19 protein-coding genes are annotated in these 19,310 nt (G+C 64.4%); 6 read left to right on the top strand and 13 right to left on the bottom strand.

What is annotated here, in order from left to right; translation table 11 throughout:
• The 5 genes from BLV45_RS08920 to BLV45_RS08900 all read left to right on the top strand — a co-directional run bounded on the left by BLV45_RS08920 (nt 1) and on the right by BLV45_RS08900 (nt 4,566).
• On the top strand, nt 1–210 hold the full coding sequence (locus BLV45_RS08920) for a DUF1656 domain-containing protein (RefSeq protein WP_090531904.1): 210 nt from the start codon (nt 1–3) through the stop codon (nt 208–210).
• Nucleotides 207–1,100 carry an efflux RND transporter periplasmic adaptor subunit gene (locus tag BLV45_RS08915; RefSeq protein WP_090531902.1) on the top strand — a complete coding sequence of 298 codons (894 nt, stop codon included), beginning with the start codon at nt 207–209 and terminating at the stop codon, nt 1,098–1,100. Before BLV45_RS08920 ends, BLV45_RS08915 begins: the two co-directional genes overlap by 4 nt.
• The gene (locus BLV45_RS08910; RefSeq protein ID WP_090531900.1) at nt 1,097–2,581 is read left to right on the top strand and encodes an efflux transporter outer membrane subunit; all 1,485 of its coding nucleotides are present in this window, start codon (nt 1,097–1,099) and stop codon (nt 2,579–2,581) included. Before BLV45_RS08915 ends, BLV45_RS08910 begins: the two co-directional genes overlap by 4 nt.
• A gap of 555 nt (nt 2,582–3,136) precedes the next feature.
• The gene (locus tag BLV45_RS27465; protein WP_090531898.1) at nt 3,137–3,625 is read left to right on the top strand and encodes a hypothetical protein; all 489 of its coding nucleotides are present in this window, start codon (nt 3,137–3,139) and stop codon (nt 3,623–3,625) included.
• Between the two features lie 371 nt (nt 3,626–3,996).
• Nucleotides 3,997–4,566, top strand: a complete 570-nt coding sequence (locus BLV45_RS08900; RefSeq protein ID WP_322788606.1) for a hypothetical protein — start codon at nt 3,997–3,999, stop codon at nt 4,564–4,566.
• Between the two features lie 17 nt (nt 4,567–4,583).
• Here the strand turns inward: BLV45_RS08900 and BLV45_RS08895 are convergent, their stop codons facing one another.
• The 12 genes from BLV45_RS08895 to BLV45_RS08840 all read right to left on the bottom strand — a co-directional run bounded on the left by BLV45_RS08895 (nt 4,584) and on the right by BLV45_RS08840 (nt 16,723).
• Nucleotides 4,584–5,219, bottom strand: coding sequence for an acyl-homoserine-lactone synthase (locus BLV45_RS08895; protein WP_245753169.1), 636 nt, complete (start codon nt 5,217–5,219; stop codon nt 4,584–4,586).
• 283 nt (nt 5,220–5,502) lie between these two features.
• Nucleotides 5,503–6,291: a LuxR family transcriptional regulator gene (locus tag BLV45_RS08890; protein ID WP_090531894.1), complete on the bottom strand. Its 789-nt coding sequence runs from the start codon at nt 6,289–6,291 to the stop codon at nt 5,503–5,505.
• A gap of 331 nt (nt 6,292–6,622) precedes the next feature.
• Nucleotides 6,623–7,549 carry a 3-oxoacyl-[acyl-carrier-protein] synthase III C-terminal domain-containing protein gene (locus tag BLV45_RS08885; protein WP_090531892.1) on the bottom strand — a complete coding sequence of 309 codons (927 nt, stop codon included), beginning with the start codon at nt 7,547–7,549 and terminating at the stop codon, nt 6,623–6,625.
• A complete protein-coding gene (locus BLV45_RS08880; RefSeq protein WP_090531890.1) occupies nt 7,546–8,595 on the bottom strand; it encodes a 3-oxoacyl-[acyl-carrier-protein] synthase III C-terminal domain-containing protein in 1,050 nt (349 codons plus the stop codon). The genes BLV45_RS08885 and BLV45_RS08880 overlap by 4 nt, the downstream gene beginning before the upstream one ends.
• Entirely contained in the window at nt 8,595–9,200 is a 606-nt protein-coding gene (locus tag BLV45_RS08875; protein WP_090531889.1) for a GNAT family N-acetyltransferase, read from the bottom strand. The genes BLV45_RS08880 and BLV45_RS08875 overlap by 1 nt, the downstream gene beginning before the upstream one ends.
• A 26-nt stretch (nt 9,201–9,226) precedes the next feature.
• The gene (locus tag BLV45_RS08870) at nt 9,227–10,315 is read right to left on the bottom strand and encodes an acyl-CoA dehydrogenase family protein (RefSeq protein WP_090531888.1); all 1,089 of its coding nucleotides are present in this window, start codon (nt 10,313–10,315) and stop codon (nt 9,227–9,229) included.
• A gap of 24 nt (nt 10,316–10,339) precedes the next feature.
• A complete protein-coding gene (locus tag BLV45_RS08865) occupies nt 10,340–11,548 on the bottom strand; it encodes a pyridoxal-dependent decarboxylase, exosortase A system-associated (protein WP_090531886.1) in 1,209 nt (402 codons plus the stop codon).
• Nucleotides 11,545–13,152, bottom strand: coding sequence for an acyl-CoA ligase (AMP-forming), exosortase A system-associated (locus BLV45_RS08860; protein WP_090531883.1), 1,608 nt, complete (start codon nt 13,150–13,152; stop codon nt 11,545–11,547). The genes BLV45_RS08865 and BLV45_RS08860 overlap by 4 nt, the downstream gene beginning before the upstream one ends.
• Before the next feature lie 25 nt (nt 13,153–13,177).
• Nucleotides 13,178–14,125: a ketoacyl-ACP synthase III family protein gene (locus BLV45_RS08855; protein WP_090531881.1), complete on the bottom strand. Its 948-nt coding sequence runs from the start codon at nt 14,123–14,125 to the stop codon at nt 13,178–13,180.
• A gap of 2 nt (nt 14,126–14,127) precedes the next feature.
• Nucleotides 14,128–15,024, bottom strand: coding sequence for a 3-oxoacyl-[acyl-carrier-protein] synthase III C-terminal domain-containing protein (locus BLV45_RS08850; protein WP_245753168.1), 897 nt, complete (start codon nt 15,022–15,024; stop codon nt 14,128–14,130).
• A gap of 133 nt (nt 15,025–15,157) precedes the next feature.
• Nucleotides 15,158–15,436 (bottom strand): acyl carrier protein, encoded by a 279-nt coding sequence (locus BLV45_RS08845; RefSeq protein ID WP_090531877.1) that lies wholly within the window; start codon nt 15,434–15,436, stop codon nt 15,158–15,160.
• Nucleotides 15,437–15,493: 57 nt separating this feature from the next.
• Nucleotides 15,494–16,723, bottom strand: coding sequence for an acyl-CoA dehydrogenase family protein (locus tag BLV45_RS08840; protein WP_090531874.1), 1,230 nt, complete (start codon nt 16,721–16,723; stop codon nt 15,494–15,496).
• 242 nt (nt 16,724–16,965) lie between these two features.
• On the opposite strand from BLV45_RS08840, the gene BLV45_RS08835 reads away from it, so the two are divergent.
• A complete protein-coding gene (locus BLV45_RS08835) occupies nt 16,966–17,802 on the top strand; it encodes a FadR/GntR family transcriptional regulator (RefSeq protein ID WP_090531872.1) in 837 nt (278 codons plus the stop codon).
• A 48-nt stretch (nt 17,803–17,850) separates the two neighbouring features.
• Here BLV45_RS08835 and BLV45_RS08830 read toward each other — a convergent pair whose 3' ends face one another.
• A complete protein-coding gene (locus BLV45_RS08830) occupies nt 17,851–19,275 on the bottom strand; it encodes an amidase family protein (protein ID WP_090531870.1) in 1,425 nt (474 codons plus the stop codon).
• Nucleotides 19,276–19,310: the final 35 nt, after the last annotated feature.

The following is a 19,310-nucleotide window of genomic DNA, read 5'->3' as shown; positions in this document are numbered from 1 at the left end:
GTGTTCAGGGATATCGATGTCGTTGGCGTGTTCGTGCCCGCGCTCGCTGGCTTGATGTTCATTGCCGGATGCATCTTCGTGGTGCTGCGCAGGGCGCTTGCCCGAACCGGCTTTTACCGGATCGTGTGGCACCGTTCATTGCTCGATCTGGGCCTGTACGTGATGGTGCTTGGCGCGGTGGTCTCTGTTTCGCGGTGGATCGGCAGATGAGGAAATCGCTGTTCTCTTTCGCGCAGGTCCTGCTGACCGTGATCGTGGTACTGGTCGCGGCAGCGGTGCTGTGGCGCGTGGTCAGCTACTACATGTTCGCGCCGTGGACGCGTGACGGCCGCGTTCGCGCGGATGTCGTGCAGGTGGCGCCGGATGTGTCGGGACTGGTCACCCGCGTGAACGTCACCGACAACGCGCCTGTCACCCACGGACAGGTGCTGTTCGTCATCGACCAGGCGCGCTACTCGCTGGCGCTACAGGAAGCCCGGGCAACGGCCGCGCAGCGCGAGGCCACGCTCGCCCAGGCGCGGCGTGAATATGCGCGCAACCGTACGCTCGGCGAACTGGTGGCGCACGAGACGCTCGAGGAGAGCCTGAGCAGAATGCAGCAGGCCCAGGCCTCGGTGGACGAAGCCCAGGTGGCGATCGGCGTGGCCCAGCTGAACCTGGACCGTACCGTGATCGCGAGCCCGGTGGACGGATACCTGAACGACCGGGCGCCGCGCCTGGGCGAATTCGTGACGGCCGGGCACGCGGTGCTGTCGGTGGTCGATACCGCGTCGTTTCACGTGGACGGTTATTTCGAGGAAACCAAGCTTCGCCATATCCGGCTCGGACAGAAGGCCACCATCGAGCTGATGGGCGAGAGCATCGTCCTGCATGGTCACGTGCGCAGCATCGCGGCGGGGATCGAGGACCGCGACCGCGACCAGGGCCGCAACCTGTTGCCCGACGTGAATCCCGCATTTAGCTGGGTGCGTCTCGCGCAGCGCATTCCGGTCGGCATCGCGCTCGATGACGTGCCGGCTGGCTTTCTGATGATCGCTGGACGCACGGCCACCGTATCGATCGACCCGCCCGGCGATCAACCCCACGGCGGCGGACGATGAAAAGCCGGCGCGCCCTGACTACGCTGTCCGCGCTGCTTGCGCTGGGTGTCGCCGCCTGCGCGCCGGTCGGCCCCAACTACCGGCTGCCGGCCGAAGCCGCGCTCAACACACCGGACGCGCAAGGGCCCTTGATCCGCGGACACGGCGGCGAAGTTTCAGGCGAACCGGTGCCGGCTGCGTGGTGGCATCTGTATGACGATCCTGTATTGAACCAGTTGATCGTCGCGGCGTTGCGCTCGAACACGGACCTGCGCGTCGCCGCGGCGAACCTCGCGCGCTCACGGGCGCAGGTAAGCGAAGCGGAGGCGGCGCCTGGCTTCGGCGGCAGCGCGTCCGCGGCGGTCCAGCGCGCGCAGGAGTCGGGGGAAGCGTTTCTGCTGACGGAAAAAGTGCCGGTGACGAACATCGGCGATTTCGGCCTGTCCGTCTCGTACCAGTTCGATCTGTTCGGCACGTTGCGGCGTGGCATCGAAGCCGCGCGCGCGGAAGACGAGAGCGTCGAGGCGGCGGCGGACGTGGCGCGCATCACGATCGTCGCCGATGTCGCGCGTGCCTACATAGAAAGCTGTTCAGCCGCGGACGATGCGAATATCGCCCGCCACGCGCTGGCCTTGCAGCAGCAAAGCGCGCAACTGACTGAACGGCTGCGTCTTGCGGGACGGGGAAACCAGCCGGATGTCACGCGTTCGCAGACGCAGGTCCAGACGGTCAGCGCGGAGATCCCGCGCTTCGAGGCGCGTCAGCAGGCGGCGCAGTACCGTCTCGCGATGCTGCTGGCGATTTCACCGGAGGCGCTGCCGGCGTCCGTGCTGGCCTGTAGCAGGACGCCACGCATTCGCCAGAGTCTGCCGGTGGGGGATGGCGCTGCGTTGCTGAAACGCCGCCCCGACATACGCGAAGCCGAACGGCGGCTGGCCGCCGCCACGGCGCGCATCGGCGTGGCCACGGGCGAGCTGTTCCCTTCGGTCAGCTTCGGCGCATCCGCTGGCCTGACCGGCGCCCTCGCCGATATCGGCTCGCCCGCGACCCAGCGCTGGGGTTTCGGACCGTTGATCAGCTGGAACTTTCCGGCCCACGGCGCGCGTCAACGCGTGCAGGAAGCGCAGGCGGGTGCGCAGGCGGAACTCGCCCGCTTCGACGGCGTGGTGCTGAACGCGCTGCGCGAGACCCGCACGAGCCTGTCCGCATATGCCGCGGACCTCGCGCGCCTGCAGGCCCTCAAGGGCGCTCGTACTTCCGCGGCCCGTTCGGCCGAGGAAACCCACCGGCTTTATATCGCCGGGCGCGATTCGTTTCTGTCGGATCTGGATGCCTCGCGCACGTTGACTAGTGTCGACGCGCAGGTCGCACAGGCTGAAGGTGTGGTGGCCCAGGACCAGGTCACTCTTTTTCTGGCGCTTGGAGGCGGATGGGATGACGACACCCCGGTGTCTGTTGACAAAACAGATCACGCTCGCCGGCAGAACGCGGCAGTACCTTAGCCGGAAGGGGTGCCGTGTGGATAGCGCTTCGCGCAGCGCCGCGGGCTGCCCGCTTCATCATCGAGCGTGAAATTTGTGCGCAGGGTACCGGTCACCAGGGTCGGCTGATCCGCCGTCGACCGTTGCAGCGATTAACCTGGGCACTGCCAATCGGGATGTCTGCCGATACAGGATCCGACTGGAGCATGTACCTTGGTCCACCGTTCAGTCATCAGGAGCGCATCCAACTGGTTGTGGGCATGCCCCGTAGACGAAGCCGCGCCGCACTGCCGGCGAATGCCGGACGGAAAATCGATGGCGACCGCAAACTGAATTTGTAACTCCTGGTCGACTGTCTCGTCGAGAGCGGGTTTACGTCGCATTGACATCGCCGCCACCGTCGGGGCGCCACTACGCCAACGCTGCCGGAAACGACGTCGGCACGGCTATCCCTGTGCGGACCCGCCCGGGCTTACCCGACGCTACCAGATCCGATACGGAAGGGAGGTCTGCAGGACTTACCTTCAGGTGCAGGCGCAATAGGGTTACGCTGAGCAAGCCGCCGGCACCGACTGGATGCACCCTCATCACGGTTTGCAGCATCAGAAACTGGTGGCCGCTCCATTGGTTGTGTGCACGGCCGGTGACGAACGGGCTGACCGCCAGGAGGTAGCGATCTTTCTGGAGGATTTCCTGTTTCGTGATCCCGCTGAAGTGTTGTTGGAACTGCAGAAGGGCAAGGCAGATTCCAAGGGAGCGATGACAGATCAGAAGTCGGGCGAGCAGCCCCACAGCATGGGTGGTATGTCAGGTATGGCCGGCATGAGTAGTATGGGCGGCAGTAGCATGACGGATCGAATGACAGGCATGAAGATGGACCGTTCTCCGGCTCAGACATGTTTTCCTTTTGCACGCGTTGAATTGACAAGCCGTGGAAAGCCAGGTTTGCATGCATCGGTTTCCCCGCCTCATACCCGTAATGCGTTATCCATTAACGGGTGTGCTGTTGGCGCACAGGCGGCTGCGCGCGCTATGCCTGCAAGGCTTTTGGAGCGCATCTTCTGAAAGACCCGGGAGGTGATCGCGTCATGACGCGGGTGCTGGCGGCCGTACGGCCCTGAAGCGATATACGAATTCCACAGGTGTACCGATTGAGGATCAGGAAAGCTACCCGAAGGCCATCGAAACGGTTGGTAGCCCTGACTCGCACCTTCATGCTGGTATCGATGCAGCACACCCTGCTATGTTTCGCAGTTGATATTTCGTCTGAGAAATACGAAAAAGATATGTGGCCGAACCCGGATGCGATTTCCCCCCGCGATTAACCGTCACGATCGAACCGCAGCGGAGAATGCGCGGATGCCTTCCCGATCCTTCGATGTCGCGGAAAGGGTGCAGCCGGCACGATACATACGTGCGCATTCGAGGCAGGGAACATGATGAAAGAACTCAATGCACGGACGCCGGTTGGCATGGATGGCCGCCCCCTGATGCCGCCCGCTCACGCGGCTCTCGATCTGCGATTGCAGCGGGCGGAAGCTGACGTCCGTCGACTGACCCGATGTGTGGAGGTGAAGGACCGGCAGCTCTGCGAGTTGCGCCAGGCACTTGCCCATTCGGCGACGGTTCATTATTTGGTCGAAGACCGCCTGCAGCGCGAACTGGATTCCCTGCGGATCAGGATGCCTGATGAAGCGTTCGAGGCGCAGTGTCACCAGTCCGGTGCCGACCGGACGGAGCGTGGCGTCGTCATAAGACTGCCCTACGTAACGTCGATACTGTCCGTCCTGTTCGATGCAATGTGCATGTTCTGGGAAAACATCGATCGCGATCATCCGCCGAAGTCCATGACCGTCGCGCGCGCGATCGACGAGCGCCTGGGCCTGAGTTCGCAGCTGAATGGAGAGGCTTCGCGCAGCGGTCAGGCATATGCGTCGGCGATCAGGCCGGACCGGGTGAAGGAGGCCGACAACCGGCACCATTGCCGGCCAGCAGCGGGGCGCTGATGCACGGGTCCGGCAATCTAGATTGCCGCTTGCGTGTGGAACGTTCCGTTGCCGCGAGCGCTGAACGGTATCTCGCTCTCGGTTTCGGCAGAATGCGCGCTCACTTCAGGTGTGTGCGGATGATTAGCCATGCCAGGTTCAGGCAGAGGGAAATGTCCGAAGCAGGTGATCGAATTCAGCAGGGTTCCGGCGTCGCATTGGAGCTTCTCGAAGCTGCCCGGGTTCAGATCGATTGCGCACGCGACGATGTCGGCGTGGTCCGGCGACGTGCCATCATCGATATCGCGGAGGTCGAGCCCAAAGCGTCGGTACAGACGCGCAACGGAGCGGGAGACGACGCCGATCACCCGTGTCGCGCCGAAGGAGAGGGCGAGTGACATTGCGTAGGGGAACAACGACATACCTGAGGTCGTGCCGGTGCGATGACCGGCCAGATCCGGTCCCGCGAATCGCGACATTTCCCAGATCGACGGCGATGAGGGCAAGGAACCCGGGCCCGCGAGTTCCGGAAAAACGTTACGGAGCAGATACGGTCCTGTGGTGGGCATCAGGCGCGCACATCCACAGACGGTGTCGTCTGCTGACAGTGCGACGAGATGAACCGTACTGCCGCCGTCGAATTCGTCCCATTCGACGGTGGCGTCGCGTGGCACGCCCGGTATTTCCCAGTGCAGGCGCTGGACAAAGACCCGGTGGCGGAAGGCTCCGAGATGGTGACGGATATGTGATGGCAGGTCATCGAGCCTGCCGGCAACAATGTATGACATGGGCTCCTCCTCGCGTTAGCCGTTGACGCGAAGCTACCAGCGCGTCTGTGGTCCAGAAACCCGGAGGTTTTGGAGGGTTGGGAGGCAAGTCCGCAGGCATGCAGCTGCTCTCGCCGCGTGCACGCGGTGAGAGCAGGACGTGTGGTTGTGTTGCGGGGAAAAGGAAGACTCAGGGATCGACGAGACCCTGTACGGTCGCGTTGACGGCGGCGGCCGTCCTGCTGTTGAAGTTGAGGGCCTTCATTGCCTCTTCGATGTGGTAGTCAACGGTATAGCGGGAGATGCCGAGAATGAGGCCAATTTCAGCCGAGCTTTTCCCGCGCGCGACCCACGTCAGGCATTCCCGCTGACGCAGTGTAAGAAAGTGTGACGCCCTTCGCGGCGGTGTCCGTGTGAGGCGGTACAGTTCGAAGTGAAATTGCGTGCTGATCAGGTATGCCAGCCGCGAGTTGATTGCGTCGTTGACGGAATGCAGCGGGCCCGACAGGTTGACCAGCAGGACGCTGCCGCCGGGCTGGTGGACCGGGATGCTGAGCCCGCCGGCGAGTCCGGCCTCCTGTGCCTCGTCGAGTACGCGCCGCTCGGCTTTGCTCAGGCCAACTATATCGTGCCACCGGTAGGGAGCCGAATGGGTGAACGCGGCCCGGTGAACGGGATCAGTGGATGCGTAGTCCCGGCGTTGGTAGTGTCGTACCCATTCGTCGGGATAGTGAGCGCAGACCATCTCGAGCGCCGTTCGCTGGAGACAGGTCGAACGACTGCGGGCAACGCGGCTGATCACGTAATACGGGAAGCCAAGCGCATGGGCCGCATTGCTGAAAGAATCGACGAGCGAAGCAATATCGGCGGCATACGCCAGGCGCATCACCAGTGCCGGCGCGCGAGCCTGCAGGCGATCAGGCACAGGCGCTGGTTTGCGCAGCCCCCCGTTCGAACGGCGTGAAGAGAGATATTTCATGTTCGCTACCTCGGCATCGCCCCACGCAGTCCAGAGCTCCAGGTGCCACGTGAAGGCCGGGCGCTACGCACAACGCCAGCGCGATTCATGCCACACGCGTTTCCGGAAGTGAGGAGCCTCAGGGGCCGGCATACGGTTGCCGGGATGCGGCATCCGGCACGGCGATCCGGGCGCCATGCGCTGACGTTACCGTTATCCGCTTTATACGTATTATAGTCAGACGATTAAGAGATCGACGGGTCGCCGTGCAGATAGCGAACGGAGATTCAGGTCAAACCAGTCATGCACCGCTGCGATTTCGGAGGGCGGCTGCGTGCAAGACTCGCTGTGGCTATCGGGACAGCAGCGCCGCTGCGGAAAACCCACCGACGCCCCTTGCAAAGAGCAGGAACGGCCGGCCAGGAATCAGCCCGTCGCAGTCTGCCAGATTGATGAAGGCATCGCTGACGGTGACGTGGCCGATCCGGGCGAAATTCTCGGCGAACAGCCGCTCGCGCGGGAGTTCAAGCGAATCGAGCAGGCGCTGCCACGCCGGTAGATCCAGATGGTGGGGCAGGATGCGCTGGATGTCGTCCAGTGTGTAGTGCGCCTGATGGGTTATTTGCCTGATCAGGCTGCGCGCCGTGAAGAAATATTGCGCTGCCAGACGCGGTTCGTCGTTTGCCAGCACGCCACGCCAGCCCTGGCCGCTGGCGTGGGTGGCGATTGCCAGCAGCCGGTTGACGGTGGCACCCCGTTCGATGAGCGTGGCGAATGCTCCGTCGCTCAGGATTCCTTCAGCTTGCATTAATCTTTCGGATTCCAGCGGCATGACATCAGCGCCGACAAGCAGTACCCGTTTCATGTGGGGCCGGGCCATGAACATCGCACGAATGACACGCAATGCACCGAGTGCGGACGCGCAATGCTGCTGCGCGAACGAAAAGGCCTCTGCGTTTGAAAAACCGAACCGGTCGCAGAGCAGGCCGGGCAGGGACATGGGCGGCGGGGCGACGCTGCCCTGCAGCGTATGCACGTAGACGAGACAGTCGAGTGCGTGAGGTGCGACACCGGATGCGAGCACGAGACGCTGGATCGCGCTGGTTGCCAGCCCGATCGCTGTTTGTCCATCCGCGGTGCGGTAGTAGCGCATCCCCGCGCGCTCCAGGTGCATCACGGTGCTGGCGTCCTGTCCCGTGCGGTTTCCCCAACTCCGCACGTCGTCGACGTGTGGCGGAAGATGAAAGGCGATGTGGGTAATGCCGATAGTCGAGTTCATGAAGTGGAGCGGACGTTCTCCAGCAGGTGCAGGGAGGGCGCGCCGCACGCTTCGAACAGTGCGGCGCCGACATGGCCACCGAACCCGAAGCCCCACAGGAGTATCCGGTGTGGCTGGTGCAACGCCGTGTTGGCGAGCAGGTGTGCGAGTCGCACGATGGACTCGGCTGCGCCAAGATGAACGCAATGTCGATACGCTCCGGTGGCCGGCCGCTTGAGAAGGTCGCATACTGCACCCGTGAGCGACGGAATCCCCCGGTGTCCAACGACTTCGTCAATGTCGTCGCGACGAAGGCCGTGTCGTGCGAGCAAGAGCTCGATCATGGATATCAACGGGGGGGCACTGCCATCGCAGACACCGGTTGCAGGGCGCCCGGCGCCGGGGATCACGTGACGGGCTGCAACATCGAGCAACTGCAGGCCGGCTGTTGCGTGGCGGGACCTTTCAACGAGCAGCGCGCCGGCGGCATCTCCGTGCACCAGGTCAGCTCCGGCCAGTCTGGAAAACGGTGGACACCACTTCTCCGCCGCGACAATCAATATCGTGTGAACGTCGGGTTCGGCAATGAACAGGTCGGCCGCAAGCCGTAATGCGGTGAATACCGACGCGCCGTGTTGCTGCGAGACCGAAAAGGGGAAGCACGATGTGCCGGCTTCGGCACACAGCCGGCCCGCGGTCGTGGTCGACACGTGTTCATCCAGACTGCTGTGGCAGAACATGACGATATCGACCGGGGGCGCGCCTGGTGCACGCTCGGCGCAGAGGGTGTTTGCCACCTTCGCTGCGAGTCCGGAGAGATCGGTGCCCGTTTCGACCGGCACCATGTCGGGCGCGCTCAACCCGTGCTCCGATGGAACACAGCCATCGTTCTGCGTATCCCGGTGCGTTTCGACGTACTGTCCATAGTCGGGTTGCCACGACTTCATCCAGGCATTCCATCCGCGATGTTCAATGAGGCGCAGCCTTCTCTCCATTTCGCGCCATTGAGACAGTGGCACCGGGTCCGGCACCCAGGTCGCAAGCGCAGTGATGACAGGGGTGTCCATCATCCGGCCGGCGGTATGGCAAGCCCGCTGGCAAGGTCATCCGGCAGCAGGTCGTACAGTACGCGGTCACATCGCGAGCCAAGCATGACGTGACAATCGCGCTGCAGCCCTACCGGGCGAAAGCCGATGCGCTCGAGCAGACGTCGGGAGCGCGCGTTGCCGTCCACCGCCCACGCCGTGATGCAGTGCAGCCGGTCTGATTCGAACGCGTCCCGGAGGACCTGTCGGGAGGCGAGAAACGTCATATCCGTGCAGGCCGGTCGGCGGCTGTCGCGAAGTACCCAGAAAGAGCCGGTGCCGAAGGCATGGGTGAGATCACTGACGGCAACAAGACCGCTTGCGGCGTCGTGGCCAGTGGGTCCGAACACCCGAAGACGGTGCCGTGCGCTCTGGAGCATGAGCTGCACGGCCAGCGCCGGCAGTGCCTGACGGCCCTGCCCGAAGTCGAACCACTGGTTGATGGCGGGTTCGGCGAGCCAGGCGGCGATGTCAATGACATCGCGGCTGCCGGGTTCACGAAGCCAGCACGAGCTGGTTTCACCGTTTGCCTCAATCGACCGGTCCGTCTGGTGTGCAGGTTCCGGTGTCTGGTCCTGGCTGCTCACATGGATTCTCCGTCTGGTGTACAGCCCTACGCAGACGCGGCGAACGTGCGAAGGGCGGCTTCGACCTTCATCAGGAGCATCGCAAACCAGTGCACCGTCTGGAGCCGTGCGGCTGGCGGCAGCCCTTCCACGTAGCCATGGCCGCCGCAAAGCTGCACAAGCTCCCTCGCGACATCCATCGCTTCCGTGGCGACATGGCGAGCCATCTGCCGTATGGACTCGAGCTGCGCGAGCGTCGTATCCTGTGCTGCGGCCGACCGCAGAAAGAGGTGGATACTGTGCGCGGCCACGAGCATGTCGGCGAGCCGCACCGCGACGAGCTGATGGGCAGCGATCGGCTTGCGAAACGTTTGACGGCTCACGCTGTAGGCGAGGGCGAAGTTCACGCCCTGCTGGACGGCGCCCGAAAGCAGGGCGGCGAGGTAGATTGCCGTCTCGACGAGCCACTGCCGTACCGGATTGCCGCCTGGTTCGTTCGCGCGCCCGGGCACGATCATGAGGCGCGTCTTGCCCATGGATGCGGCGCAGTGCCGTTCGAGGGAGAGCGCACCCAGCACGACAACAGGAACTGAATTCGAAGCGCTCCGGTTCGCGGGTAGCGTAGCGAGCACGAGGCGCGGATGGTCACCCTCCACCTGGACCACCATTGCGGGCGAGGCTGAATGCTGGCGTAACAGCCAGAGGCCCGAAGTATCGATGTCCGGGATGCCCAGTGCAACCGACGTTGTACCGTCGAAATAGTCGCGGACATTGCGGGCCTGCAGCCGGTCGAGCGCATCGCATTGCCGAAGCGTCATCAGTGCCGCGCAGCTGAGCGTAAGCTCGGCTACCCGTTCCATCGGGCCGGCGGCAAACTGCTCAACGACAAGTGCCAGGTCGTGACGGCTGATCGCCATGCCTCCCATGTGCTCCGGCAGGATCATGTTCCCGAGCTCGAGCGTCGCAGCGAGCCTGACTGTTTCGTGCCACAGGGCGGCGTTGGGTGGCTGCGTCAGCAGCGGCTCGAGGCGGCTGCGTGCAAACCGCCCCGCGGCCGTACGCAGACTCCGCTGGTCGTCGCTGAGCGCCCAGGACGTCAACGCCAGGTTCGCTACGGGAGATTCGCCAGAAACCATGATATTTCTCCGTTTGACCTGATGTCACACGAGCATTTCGATGGGCTCGGGGTGGCTGAGGAAATGTAGCGGACTGGCAGAGCGGCCATACGCGCCTGATTGCCCAACCACCACGAAATCCCCGATGTGGGCTTCGGGAAGGTCCACATCGTCCGCGAGCCGGTCGAGGGGCGTACAGAGGCAGCCGGTGACGTGACAGCGTTCGTTGGATGCAGTGTCGGGGCGGTCCCCAAGGATGACCGGAAAGTTTCGCCGCAGGACCTGTCCAAAGTTGCCTGAAGCGGCGAGGTGGTGATGAAGTCCGCCATCAGTGATGACGAACGTCCTGCCACCGGAGCGCTTTCGATCGATCACGCGGCACACATAGACGCCCGCTTCCCCGACGAGGTAGCGCCCGAGTTCCAGGGTTGCCTTTGTGCCGGGAAGACATTCGTAGAGCCGGGGGAGCCATTCATGCATGGCCTCGCAGACCGCGTTGATGTCGAGCGCGGTTTCGCCCGCGAAATACGGAATGCCAAAGCCGCCACCGAGATTCACGAACCGGGGGGGCGCGGCCAGATCGCTTGCCAGTCGCACGACGAGTTCAACGCTCTGGCGCTGTGCCAGGATGACAGTTGGAGCATGCAGGCACTGTGAGCCCCAGAAGACGTGAAAGCCGGCGAGCGCGACTTCACGCGCTTCGAGTTCGCGCAGCAGTGCCGGCACCTGGTCGACATCGACACCGAATGGTGTCGCACCGCCCCCCATGCGCATGCCGCTGTGCCCAACGCTGAAATCAGGATTGACGCGGATGGCGACGTTTGGCTGCACACCGAGTTCCCATCCGAGCGCGGTGACGAGCCGCAGCTGGGTTTCCGATTCGAGGTGAACGTTGACACCGGTGGCCACGGCGCGCCGCAGGTCGTCCTGAGACTTGCCGGGGCCGGCGAAACCGATGTCAGTGGGGGCGGCTCCCGCGTCAAGTGCGAGGGCCATCTCCTGCGCGGAGGCGACATCGAAGCCGTCGACCCGTGTGGCCAGATAGCCGACTACGGCTGGCATCGGGTTCGCCTTGATCGAGTAGTGCAGGTGCATGCCGGAAGGGAGCAGGCTGCGCAGCTTGCGGATGCGGGCGTCGATCGCGGAGCGGTCATAGGCGAAAAACGGAGTACGCCCGGCGCGGTGAGCCAGCTGGCGCACTGCGGCGCCGCCGAAGTGCAGACCGGGGGTTTGCGCAATGAAGGCACGGCTCACGATGCTGTCTCCCCTGAACCGGGCGCGCGAGAGGCAAGCGCGGTGCGCAGCGCCGTCCTGTCGAACTTCCCGTTGGGATTGCGTGGTATCTCCCCGCAGGCCACGATGTGCTGCGGGACCATGTAACGCGGCAGGCTTTTCACGCACCAGTCGCGCAGATCATCGAGGCTCGCGGCGTCACTCGCCATGACGACGAGCAGGGCGACCGCTTCGCCGAGCGCTTCGTCCGGTATCCCCAAGGCGACCGCTTCCCTCACGAGGCCGCTCGCATGAACCATTTCCTCGATTTCCTCGGGGCTGATCCGGTAGCCCGAACGCTTGATCTGGGCGTCGTTGCGGGCCACGAAATAGAGAAAGCCCTCGCTGTCGTGCCGCACGAGATCACCGGACCAGACTGCCATGCCACGGGGTGCGCCGCCTGGCATGGTTTCAGGTGAAGGGCGATAGCGTTGCGCGGTGCGTGCGGCATCGTTCCAGTAGCCGAGCGTGACGCATGCGCCAACGTGTACCAGTTCGCCGGTTTCGTCGGGCGCGCACGGCGAGCCGTCTGGCCGGACGACCAGCACCCGGGCATTGGGCACGGCCTTGCCGATCGAGTCGGGCCGCCGGTCAACCTGTGCTGGATCGAGAAACGTGGAACGGAACGCCTCGGTAAGCCCATACATCAGGAAGGGCGTGGCACGCGGAAACAGGGACCGGAGCTTCTGAAGCACGGGCACGGGAAGGCGCCCACCGGTGTTCGCGAAGTAGCGTAGTGTGTTGCGTGCGTCGTCCGGCCATTCTGCGCCGGCGAGCTGCATCCACAGCGGCGGCACGCCGGTGATGGCGGTGATGTGTTCCCGCCCGCACGCGAGGACGGCATCGCGCGCGGTCAGATAGTTCAGAAGGACCGCTGTCGCGCCCGCGGACCAGGCCGAAGTCAGCTGGCTCAGGCCCGCATCGAAGCTCAGGGGCAGGACGGCCAGGATGCGGTCGGACGGATCGTGCCGCAGATACTCGGCTACGCTCCAGGCGCCTTCAAGCAGGTTTCGATGACTGAGCATCACCCCCTTGGGCAGGCCGGTCGAACCGGACGTATAGAGAAGGGCGGCAAGGTCGGTGTCAACGCAAGGTGTGGGTGGCGCTGGGATCGGGGTATCGTCGGGGCTGACGCCGTCAGGGCCCGGCCAGCGGTGAACCTTGACAGTAGTCCCGGGTCCGGGGAATAGCTGCCCGGGATCATCCGCGATGATCACATCGGATACTGACGCAATGCCTCCCGAAGCGAGGCTGCGGGCGCGCAACGCGGTGGTCACGAGGCATCGGGCATCGCTGTCACGAAGCACGTGAGTCACCTGGACTGGCTTGAGGAGCGGATTGACCGGGACGAACACACAGCCTGCGGCCGTGGCGCCGAGCATCGAGACGACGGTCTCGACGCGCTTGTCGAGAAAGATCGCGACGCGCGCGCCCGGCGCGATGCCGAGCGCCGCCAATGCCTGGCCGAACGCATGGCCGCGTTGCATCAGTTCGCGGTAGGTGAGGCGCACCTCACCCGAGACGAGCGCCTCGGCATCCGGTGTGCGGTGCGTTGCCGACTGGACGAGGTCGATGAGGTTTCTCATGGCTGGACGGGGACGAAGGTCAGCATCAGTGGCGAATCACCATGGCGCCGAAGCAGCCCGCGAGTCCGCTCGCGAACAGCAGGGACCAGGTGCCCGGTTGCCTGCGTGGGCAGGTGTGGAAGTTGATGAACGGGTCGGCGCCAAACACGTGGCCGAGGCGTCCGAAATTCGAGATGAAGAGCCGCTCCTGTGGCACGGCAAGCATGGCCACGAGGCGTGACCAGCCCGGAAGGTTGACGTGGTGGGGCAGGACATGCGTGAGTTCACTACCCGTGATACCCGCCTGCGCGAGTGCGGTACGCATGGTGGTGAATGCCGACCAGTAGTACCGGTCATCGGGTACGGGCTGCAGGTCATCATCCGTGCCGCGAAAGTAGCGACTGTCGGTGTACAGATGCAGCCCCGCGATGCGATTGTGCCTGCTGCCACGCTCCACCAGGATCGCGCACGCTCCGTCGCTGTGCAGGGCGAGATCCTGGATCGCGCGCAGGTGATCGCAGCCCGAACCGATCACGTCAGCGCACACGACAATCGCGCGCCTGATGGGACGCCGGCCGGCGGTGAATCTGCGCAGCACGTAAATGGCGGCCATCGGCGAGACGCAGTTCTGCTGCATTACCGAAAATGCCAGTGCGTGGTTCAGTCCCATGCGCGACTGGATGAATGCGGCGGTACCAGACGGCGGCGCAACAACGCTCGTCTGGATCGTGTGGGTGTACACCAGCGCGTCGATGCTCGAGGGCGCCGTGCCCGTCTCTTCGAGCAGGGCGGAAACCGCTTCGCACGCGAAAGTGACGGGCGACTGCGCGCCAGCGTCGTGGAACTGCGTTACGCCGTTGCGCAGCAGCGCACTGGCGCGTGCCCCGGGAAATCCGCAGCGACTGGCCCAGGTGCTCGCATCGACCGTCCTGTGCGGAAGGCTGAATGCGATACCGGAGAGTGAGAGCGTCGAGTCAGCGCAAGGCGTAAGCATCGCTAGCTCCTGCGGAACTCGAGGATGGCGCACGCGACTTGACCCTGGAAGCCAGCGGACCACAGCAGAATGTGCTGTCCATCGGATGAGGTAACTGACTGCAGCAGGGTGTCGAGCTGTGCGGGCGTGTCTGCGGCGCACAGGTACCCGATGTCGTCCGGGTCCGGATACCACACCCGGTCGACTGGCAGTCCGGCCCGCGCGCAGACTTCGCGCGCCAGTGTCGTGTTGATGCGCGCGGGTACTATCCAGTCAACTGCGGACGGTTTCAATCCCGCCTCAATGCACGCCTCCTCGATAGCGTCGGCCAGGACCGTTTCGTCGACGCGGATATCGTCCGGCGCGATTGAAGCGCAGGAGGGAGGCGTGCGTACCGTCACGCTGCACACATACCATCCGGCACCGGTGCGACGCCCGATCAGTGCGGCGGCCGCACCGTCACCCAATGCGCCCAGCGAACCGGCCAGGCGTGGGAAGGGCGGTCGCCAGCGTTCGGCACCGACGACCAGGACCGCGTGCATGCTATCGTCGTGGGCCATCATGTCGCCCGCAATCTGGAGTGCAAGAAAAAAGGACACGCCCTGAAGCTGTCCGATGGCAAATGGCACGCCCGCCGATCCCAGTTCGCTGTTGAGGCGACCCGCGCACGAGAGTGCGAGGTCATGCTCGAAACTGGTCGCGCATACGATGATCTGGTCAGGCGCGCGGTTATCTTTCCAGGGACACCGCCGGACAGCTTTCCTGGCAACAGTTAAGGCCATCTCCGAGAGGATGAGGCGTGACTCGCTGGCGACGTACGCTGGCATTGCGGGGTGCATCGGCCGGGATGAATGATCCACGATATGGGATGCGGTGGCCTCGCGCCGCCACCGCAAAGTGTCGGCGTAGACCGATTGCATGACGGTTTCCCGCATGGATGCCGGCGTGGTCACAGTCGTCGCCACAGTCGTCGCTATTGGAGCTTCCGGTTGCACGCGCAACGAGGGGACGTACCGCGCTGTGGCTGCGATGCAGATCCCGGCGCGAGCGGGCTCAGTCGCGGCGTACATGGGACTCCACGAATGAGAGCAGATTGCCGAAACGCAGGAAGAGATCGGAGGACAGATCCTCGGGTGCGAGCGTGAAACCGAAGCGCTGCTCGAGCTGCAGCAGTAGATCCGTCATGTTCATCGAATCGATTCCCGCGTCGAACAGGTTCGTGTCTTCCACGATCAGATCCGTACCCATGGTGCTGCCAACGGCCGACAGCAGGCATGCCTTGACGGTGGCGGCGATATCGTCGCGCGTGGGTCCGGAGGGGATATGCGTCATGGGGTGTCTCCTGGTGGGGTCTATGGGTGTTGGGTGCCAGGCGCGGCGTTGCAGTCGCTACGCGGGCTGCGCGATGTCCCATGGAAGCGACGTCGATCGTTGCGCCGCCCGCGCGATCATGAGCCGCTGCAGCTCGCCGGTGCCTTCCATGATGTCGAACGCCTTGGCGTCCCTGTAGCCCTGTTCGAGTGAAGGACAGGCGGCGATGCCGTCAATGCCGGCGAGCTCAAGTGCAGCGCGTGTCACCCTTGCGGCCATGCGCGAGGCAAAAGCCTTGGTCATCGATGAGTCCATCGATGTTGTGAGTCCCCGGTCGGCCTTCCAGGCCGTACAGTGGCAGAGCAGCCATGCCGCCGTGATCTGGCGGTCAAGGTCGAGCAGGCACGCTTCCACGCTGGCCACGCGTTGCCGATTGTCTGCAGGTTTGCCACCCGCATCGAACCAGTTGGCGAGGTCATCGCGTACGCGCCGGCAGGTGCCGACCATGACAGCGGAGAGCAGTGGCCTGAAATAGTCCCAGGATCGCTGCGCGCCCGAGAAGGCATCGTCGAGCGGCTTTTCGTCGCCGCGCGCGAGCAGCGCGCCATCGGGCACTTCGCAGTCGGTGTACGAGAGCACGGCGAGCTGGCTGGCGCGCAAGCCCGACATCCGCTCGATGCGCGCGACCGAAAATCCCGGTGTGTCGCGCTCGACCAGGAACGCGCGGATACCGTAGCGGCCGAGCCGCCGGTTGACGCTCGCAAACGTGACAACATGGTCGGCGCGTGCGCCGTTCGTGATGAAGCACTTCGTACCGTTCAGTACCCATCCACGGTCAGTTTTTCTCGCGCTGCTACGCATGGCGGTTGCGTCGGAGCCGCAGTCGGGCTCCGTGATGGCGAACGCGCCCCAGCGTGGCGTGCCGGACTGGAACTGGCGGAAGAACTGCACCTGCTGTTCTGCAGAGGCGAGTGCGACGATGGGCGGCATCGCGAGGCCCGGACCGGGTAATGCAAGCGCGAGGCTTGCGTCCGCCTCCCCGAGATACGCCATCAACGTGGCTTGCGCGACGAGGGGCTGCAGGGCCGGACAGCCGCCATGCCGGGTTGGCAAGAGATTCATGTTCAGTGCCTGCACGTCATCCGGACGCCAGGGTGGACCGGATATCTGGCCAGTCGTGTCCGCGTCGCGACTGCGGGCGCGCATGTTCTTCGCGAGCTGTTCGAGATCGAGTCCGCGATCTGCGAGAGCGGCACTGATGTGCTCAATCGCATGAGTATGTTGCGACGTGTGTGCAGGTCGCGTCATGCCGGGCTCCCCCAGAAAGCGGCGCACGTGCGCCAGGGTGCGGCACGCGATTGCAATCGCCGGGCTGCGGCGCGCGTGCCGTTTCGTCTTGAGGTTAGGTCGTCGGACGTGGCGTCGCCACCCCCGAACATTGGGAGGGTGCCGGCCAGCGTCCGGTGAATATCACTGCGGTGACGCGGCCTGTGAATGACTGATAATGGCGTGTGTATCCGACAACGAATGGCCAACTACGGGTGTGACGTATGGCAGGGCGAAAACAGACGACAGGAAAAAAGCCGTTGCTGCAGCCGGACAACCGGGGACCCCGCACGACCAAGCGGGGGGATCAGGTGGCCGAGTTCATCAAGAGCTGGATTACCGATGGCAAGGTGCGTCCCGGCGTACGGTTGAGCAAGGAAGCCGAGCTTCAGGAGCTGTTCAAGGTCAGCCGGGGCTCGATGCGCGAGGCCCTCAAGGCGCTGGAGGTGCAGGGTCTTGTGAGCCTGAGCACGGGACCGGACGGGGGCGCGACGATCACGCGCGTGCCGCTCGCGCGCGCGTTCCAGGCACTGCAGAACTATCTGTTCTTCGAGCGCATCAGTCTCGAGGACATCTACGCCGTGCGCCGGGTGCTTGAACCGCTCCTCGCTGCGGGGGCGGTGGAGCATCTGAGCGACGCGGATCTCGAGGCGCTGGAACGTAGTGTTGACGTGTGCGAGCCGTTTGTCGCAAGCCAGGCGCATGCGCTTGACCAGCGCCACGAGGACATCCACTTTCATGATGTGCTGGCGGCGGCCAATCCCAACGCATTCCTTCGCTGCGTGTGCCAGATCATCAACCAGATGCTTCACAGTCTGGTGATCGTGGCCGGCAACGTCACGCAGAAGGACTATCAGGCGTTCGGTCGGCAGACCGTGGCCGCTCACCGTGCAGTTCTGGATGCCGCGAGGCGGCGCGACAGCGCGGCGGTCGAACAGCTCATGGCGGCGCACATGGAAGAGGCGGAGGGGCAGTTACGCAAGGTGCATGCGGCACTGAAGCAAAAGCTGGTGCTGGACTCTGATCTGGGCCTGCACGTGGGCAAAAAGAGAACGCCCTGATGCGGTACCCGGATCCGCAGATCCGGCCAATCGCCGCAGGCGCAGGTCTCAGGGCGTGGCGCGGCCCGCCAGCGAGGATGAAAGCGTGCGTGTCATTTCGGTCAGCGGGGCGCGCCCGAACGCGAGTTCGAGTATGTGGCTCGCCCACAGAACGAGTGCATCCGCATGACGGCCTCCGACGATCTGTACGCCGATGGGCAGCCCCTCCGAAGTCGTGCCGGCGTAGAGGCTTGCTGCGGGAAGTCCGAGCTGGTTACACCATGCGGTGAAATACGGGAAGAGTTCTTCGCCGGCTGGGATTTCTGCGAGCCGCATGGCCACACGCGGGTAGACCGGGCATATCACAAGATCGTATCGTTCAAAAAAGGCGTTGACTGCGGCGCCCAGGTCGCCCCGTTCAATCAGCGCGCCAAGTAGCGCGTGGCGCGATATCCCGGCGCCTGCGTCGGCGTAGGCCCGCAACGAGGGATCGAGCGCGGCGCCACCGTCCGCCATGTCCTCGGTGAGCTGGCGGCAGCACGCGGGCCAGAGGGTTGCGTGGACCAGGTTGCAGCGCTCAACTCCCGGGGGATCCTCGGACTGGACCCGCGCGCCGAGCTCGCCGAGTGCGCCGGCCGCCCGCATGACAGCGTCGCGTACGTCGGCCTGGGGTGTGACAGAAAGGCCCAGCGTGGGGCTGCAGGCAACACGGATGCCGCCACGGGCGGGCTGGCATTTGAGGCCGAGCTCGTAGTCGCTGGCTTCAAACGGCAACGCGTACCAGTCGCGGCTGTCCGGGCGGCTGATCACGGTCAGGATACGGGCGGCATCTGCCACGCAGCGTGTCATGGGACCAACGTGGCTCAACAGTCCGAACGGGCCGCGCGGAGCGTGCGGGACCCGACCGAAGCTGGGCTTGAAGCCGAATGTGCCGGTGAAGGCAGCAGGGATCCGGATGGAACCGCCGCCGTCTGTGCCGATTGCAACGGGCGCCATGCCAAGCGAGACTGCGGCCGCGGCGCCGCCACTGCTGCCACCAGGCGTGCATTCCGGATTCCACGGATTGCGCGTGACGCCTGTGAGCGGGCTGTCGGTGACGATCTTGTGGGCGAAATCGGGCAGGGTCGTCTTGGCAAAGCAGATCGCCCCCGACTCGCGAAGCCTCGCCACGCACGGGCTGTCGTGCGGCGCTGGCTGGTCGTCAGTGACGCGCGAGCCGTATCGCGTGGCAAGGCCTGACACGGCAACATTGTCCTTGATGCTGATGGGCACACCGTCCAGGGGGCCGAGCGCACTGTTGTGCTGCCATCGTGTTTCGGACGCGCGGGCCATATCGAGTGAATCCGCAGCAATCTGGCAGAAGGCATTCACGGCCGGGTCGAGCTGCGTAACGCGGTGGAGTACGGCTTCCATGACCTCGACCGGCGAGGCCGTTCCGGCCTCATACAGCGCGTGCAGTTCCCGCGCGGTTAGCTCGCAAAATTCTCTGCCCATGTCCCCTCCCAATTAATCATCACAAATAGACCATA

The organism is Paraburkholderia sartisoli, assembly GCF_900107685.1.
GTDB classification, from domain to species: domain Bacteria; phylum Pseudomonadota; class Gammaproteobacteria; order Burkholderiales; family Burkholderiaceae; genus Paraburkholderia; species Paraburkholderia sartisoli.
Note: the sequence above shows the minus strand (reverse complement) of the source record. Positions and strands in the feature narration are given on the sequence as shown.

Excerpts from the sequence above, each read along its gene's own strand:
- BLV45_RS08915 (WP_090531902.1), top strand. The coding sequence starts at position 207 with ATGAGGAAATCGCTGTTCTCTTTCGCGCAGGTCCTGCTGACCGTGATC.
- BLV45_RS08910 (WP_090531900.1), top strand. The coding sequence starts at position 1,097 with ATGAAAAGCCGGCGCGCCCTGACTACGCTGTCCGCGCTGCTTGCGCTG.
- BLV45_RS27465 (WP_090531898.1), top strand. The coding sequence starts at position 3,137 with ATGCACCCTCATCACGGTTTGCAGCATCAGAAACTGGTGGCCGCTCCA.
- BLV45_RS08900 (WP_322788606.1), top strand. The coding sequence starts at position 3,997 with ATGATGAAAGAACTCAATGCACGGACGCCGGTTGGCATGGATGGCCGC.
- BLV45_RS08890 (WP_090531894.1), bottom strand. The coding sequence starts at position 6,291 with ATGAAATATCTCTCTTCACGCCGTTCGAACGGGGGGCTGCGCAAACCA.
- BLV45_RS08885 (WP_090531892.1), bottom strand. The coding sequence starts at position 7,549 with ATGAACTCGACTATCGGCATTACCCACATCGCCTTTCATCTTCCGCCA.
- BLV45_RS08880 (WP_090531890.1), bottom strand. The coding sequence starts at position 8,595 with ATGGACACCCCTGTCATCACTGCGCTTGCGACCTGGGTGCCGGACCCG.
- BLV45_RS08870 (WP_090531888.1), bottom strand. The coding sequence starts at position 10,315 with ATGGTTTCTGGCGAATCTCCCGTAGCGAACCTGGCGTTGACGTCCTGG.
- BLV45_RS08860 (WP_090531883.1), bottom strand. The coding sequence starts at position 13,152 with ATGAGAAACCTCATCGACCTCGTCCAGTCGGCAACGCACCGCACACCG.
- BLV45_RS08855 (WP_090531881.1), bottom strand. The coding sequence starts at position 14,125 with ATGCTTACGCCTTGCGCTGACTCGACGCTCTCACTCTCCGGTATCGCA.
- BLV45_RS08850 (WP_245753168.1), bottom strand. The coding sequence starts at position 15,024 with ATGCAATCGGTCTACGCCGACACTTTGCGGTGGCGGCGCGAGGCCACC.
- BLV45_RS08845 (WP_090531877.1), bottom strand. The coding sequence starts at position 15,436 with ATGACGCATATCCCCTCCGGACCCACGCGCGACGATATCGCCGCCACC.
- BLV45_RS08840 (WP_090531874.1), bottom strand. The coding sequence starts at position 16,723 with ATGACGCGACCTGCACACACGTCGCAACATACTCATGCGATTGAGCAC.
- BLV45_RS08835 (WP_090531872.1), top strand. The coding sequence starts at position 16,966 with ATGGCAGGGCGAAAACAGACGACAGGAAAAAAGCCGTTGCTGCAGCCG.
- BLV45_RS08830 (WP_090531870.1), bottom strand. The coding sequence starts at position 19,275 with ATGGGCAGAGAATTTTGCGAGCTAACCGCGCGGGAACTGCACGCGCTG.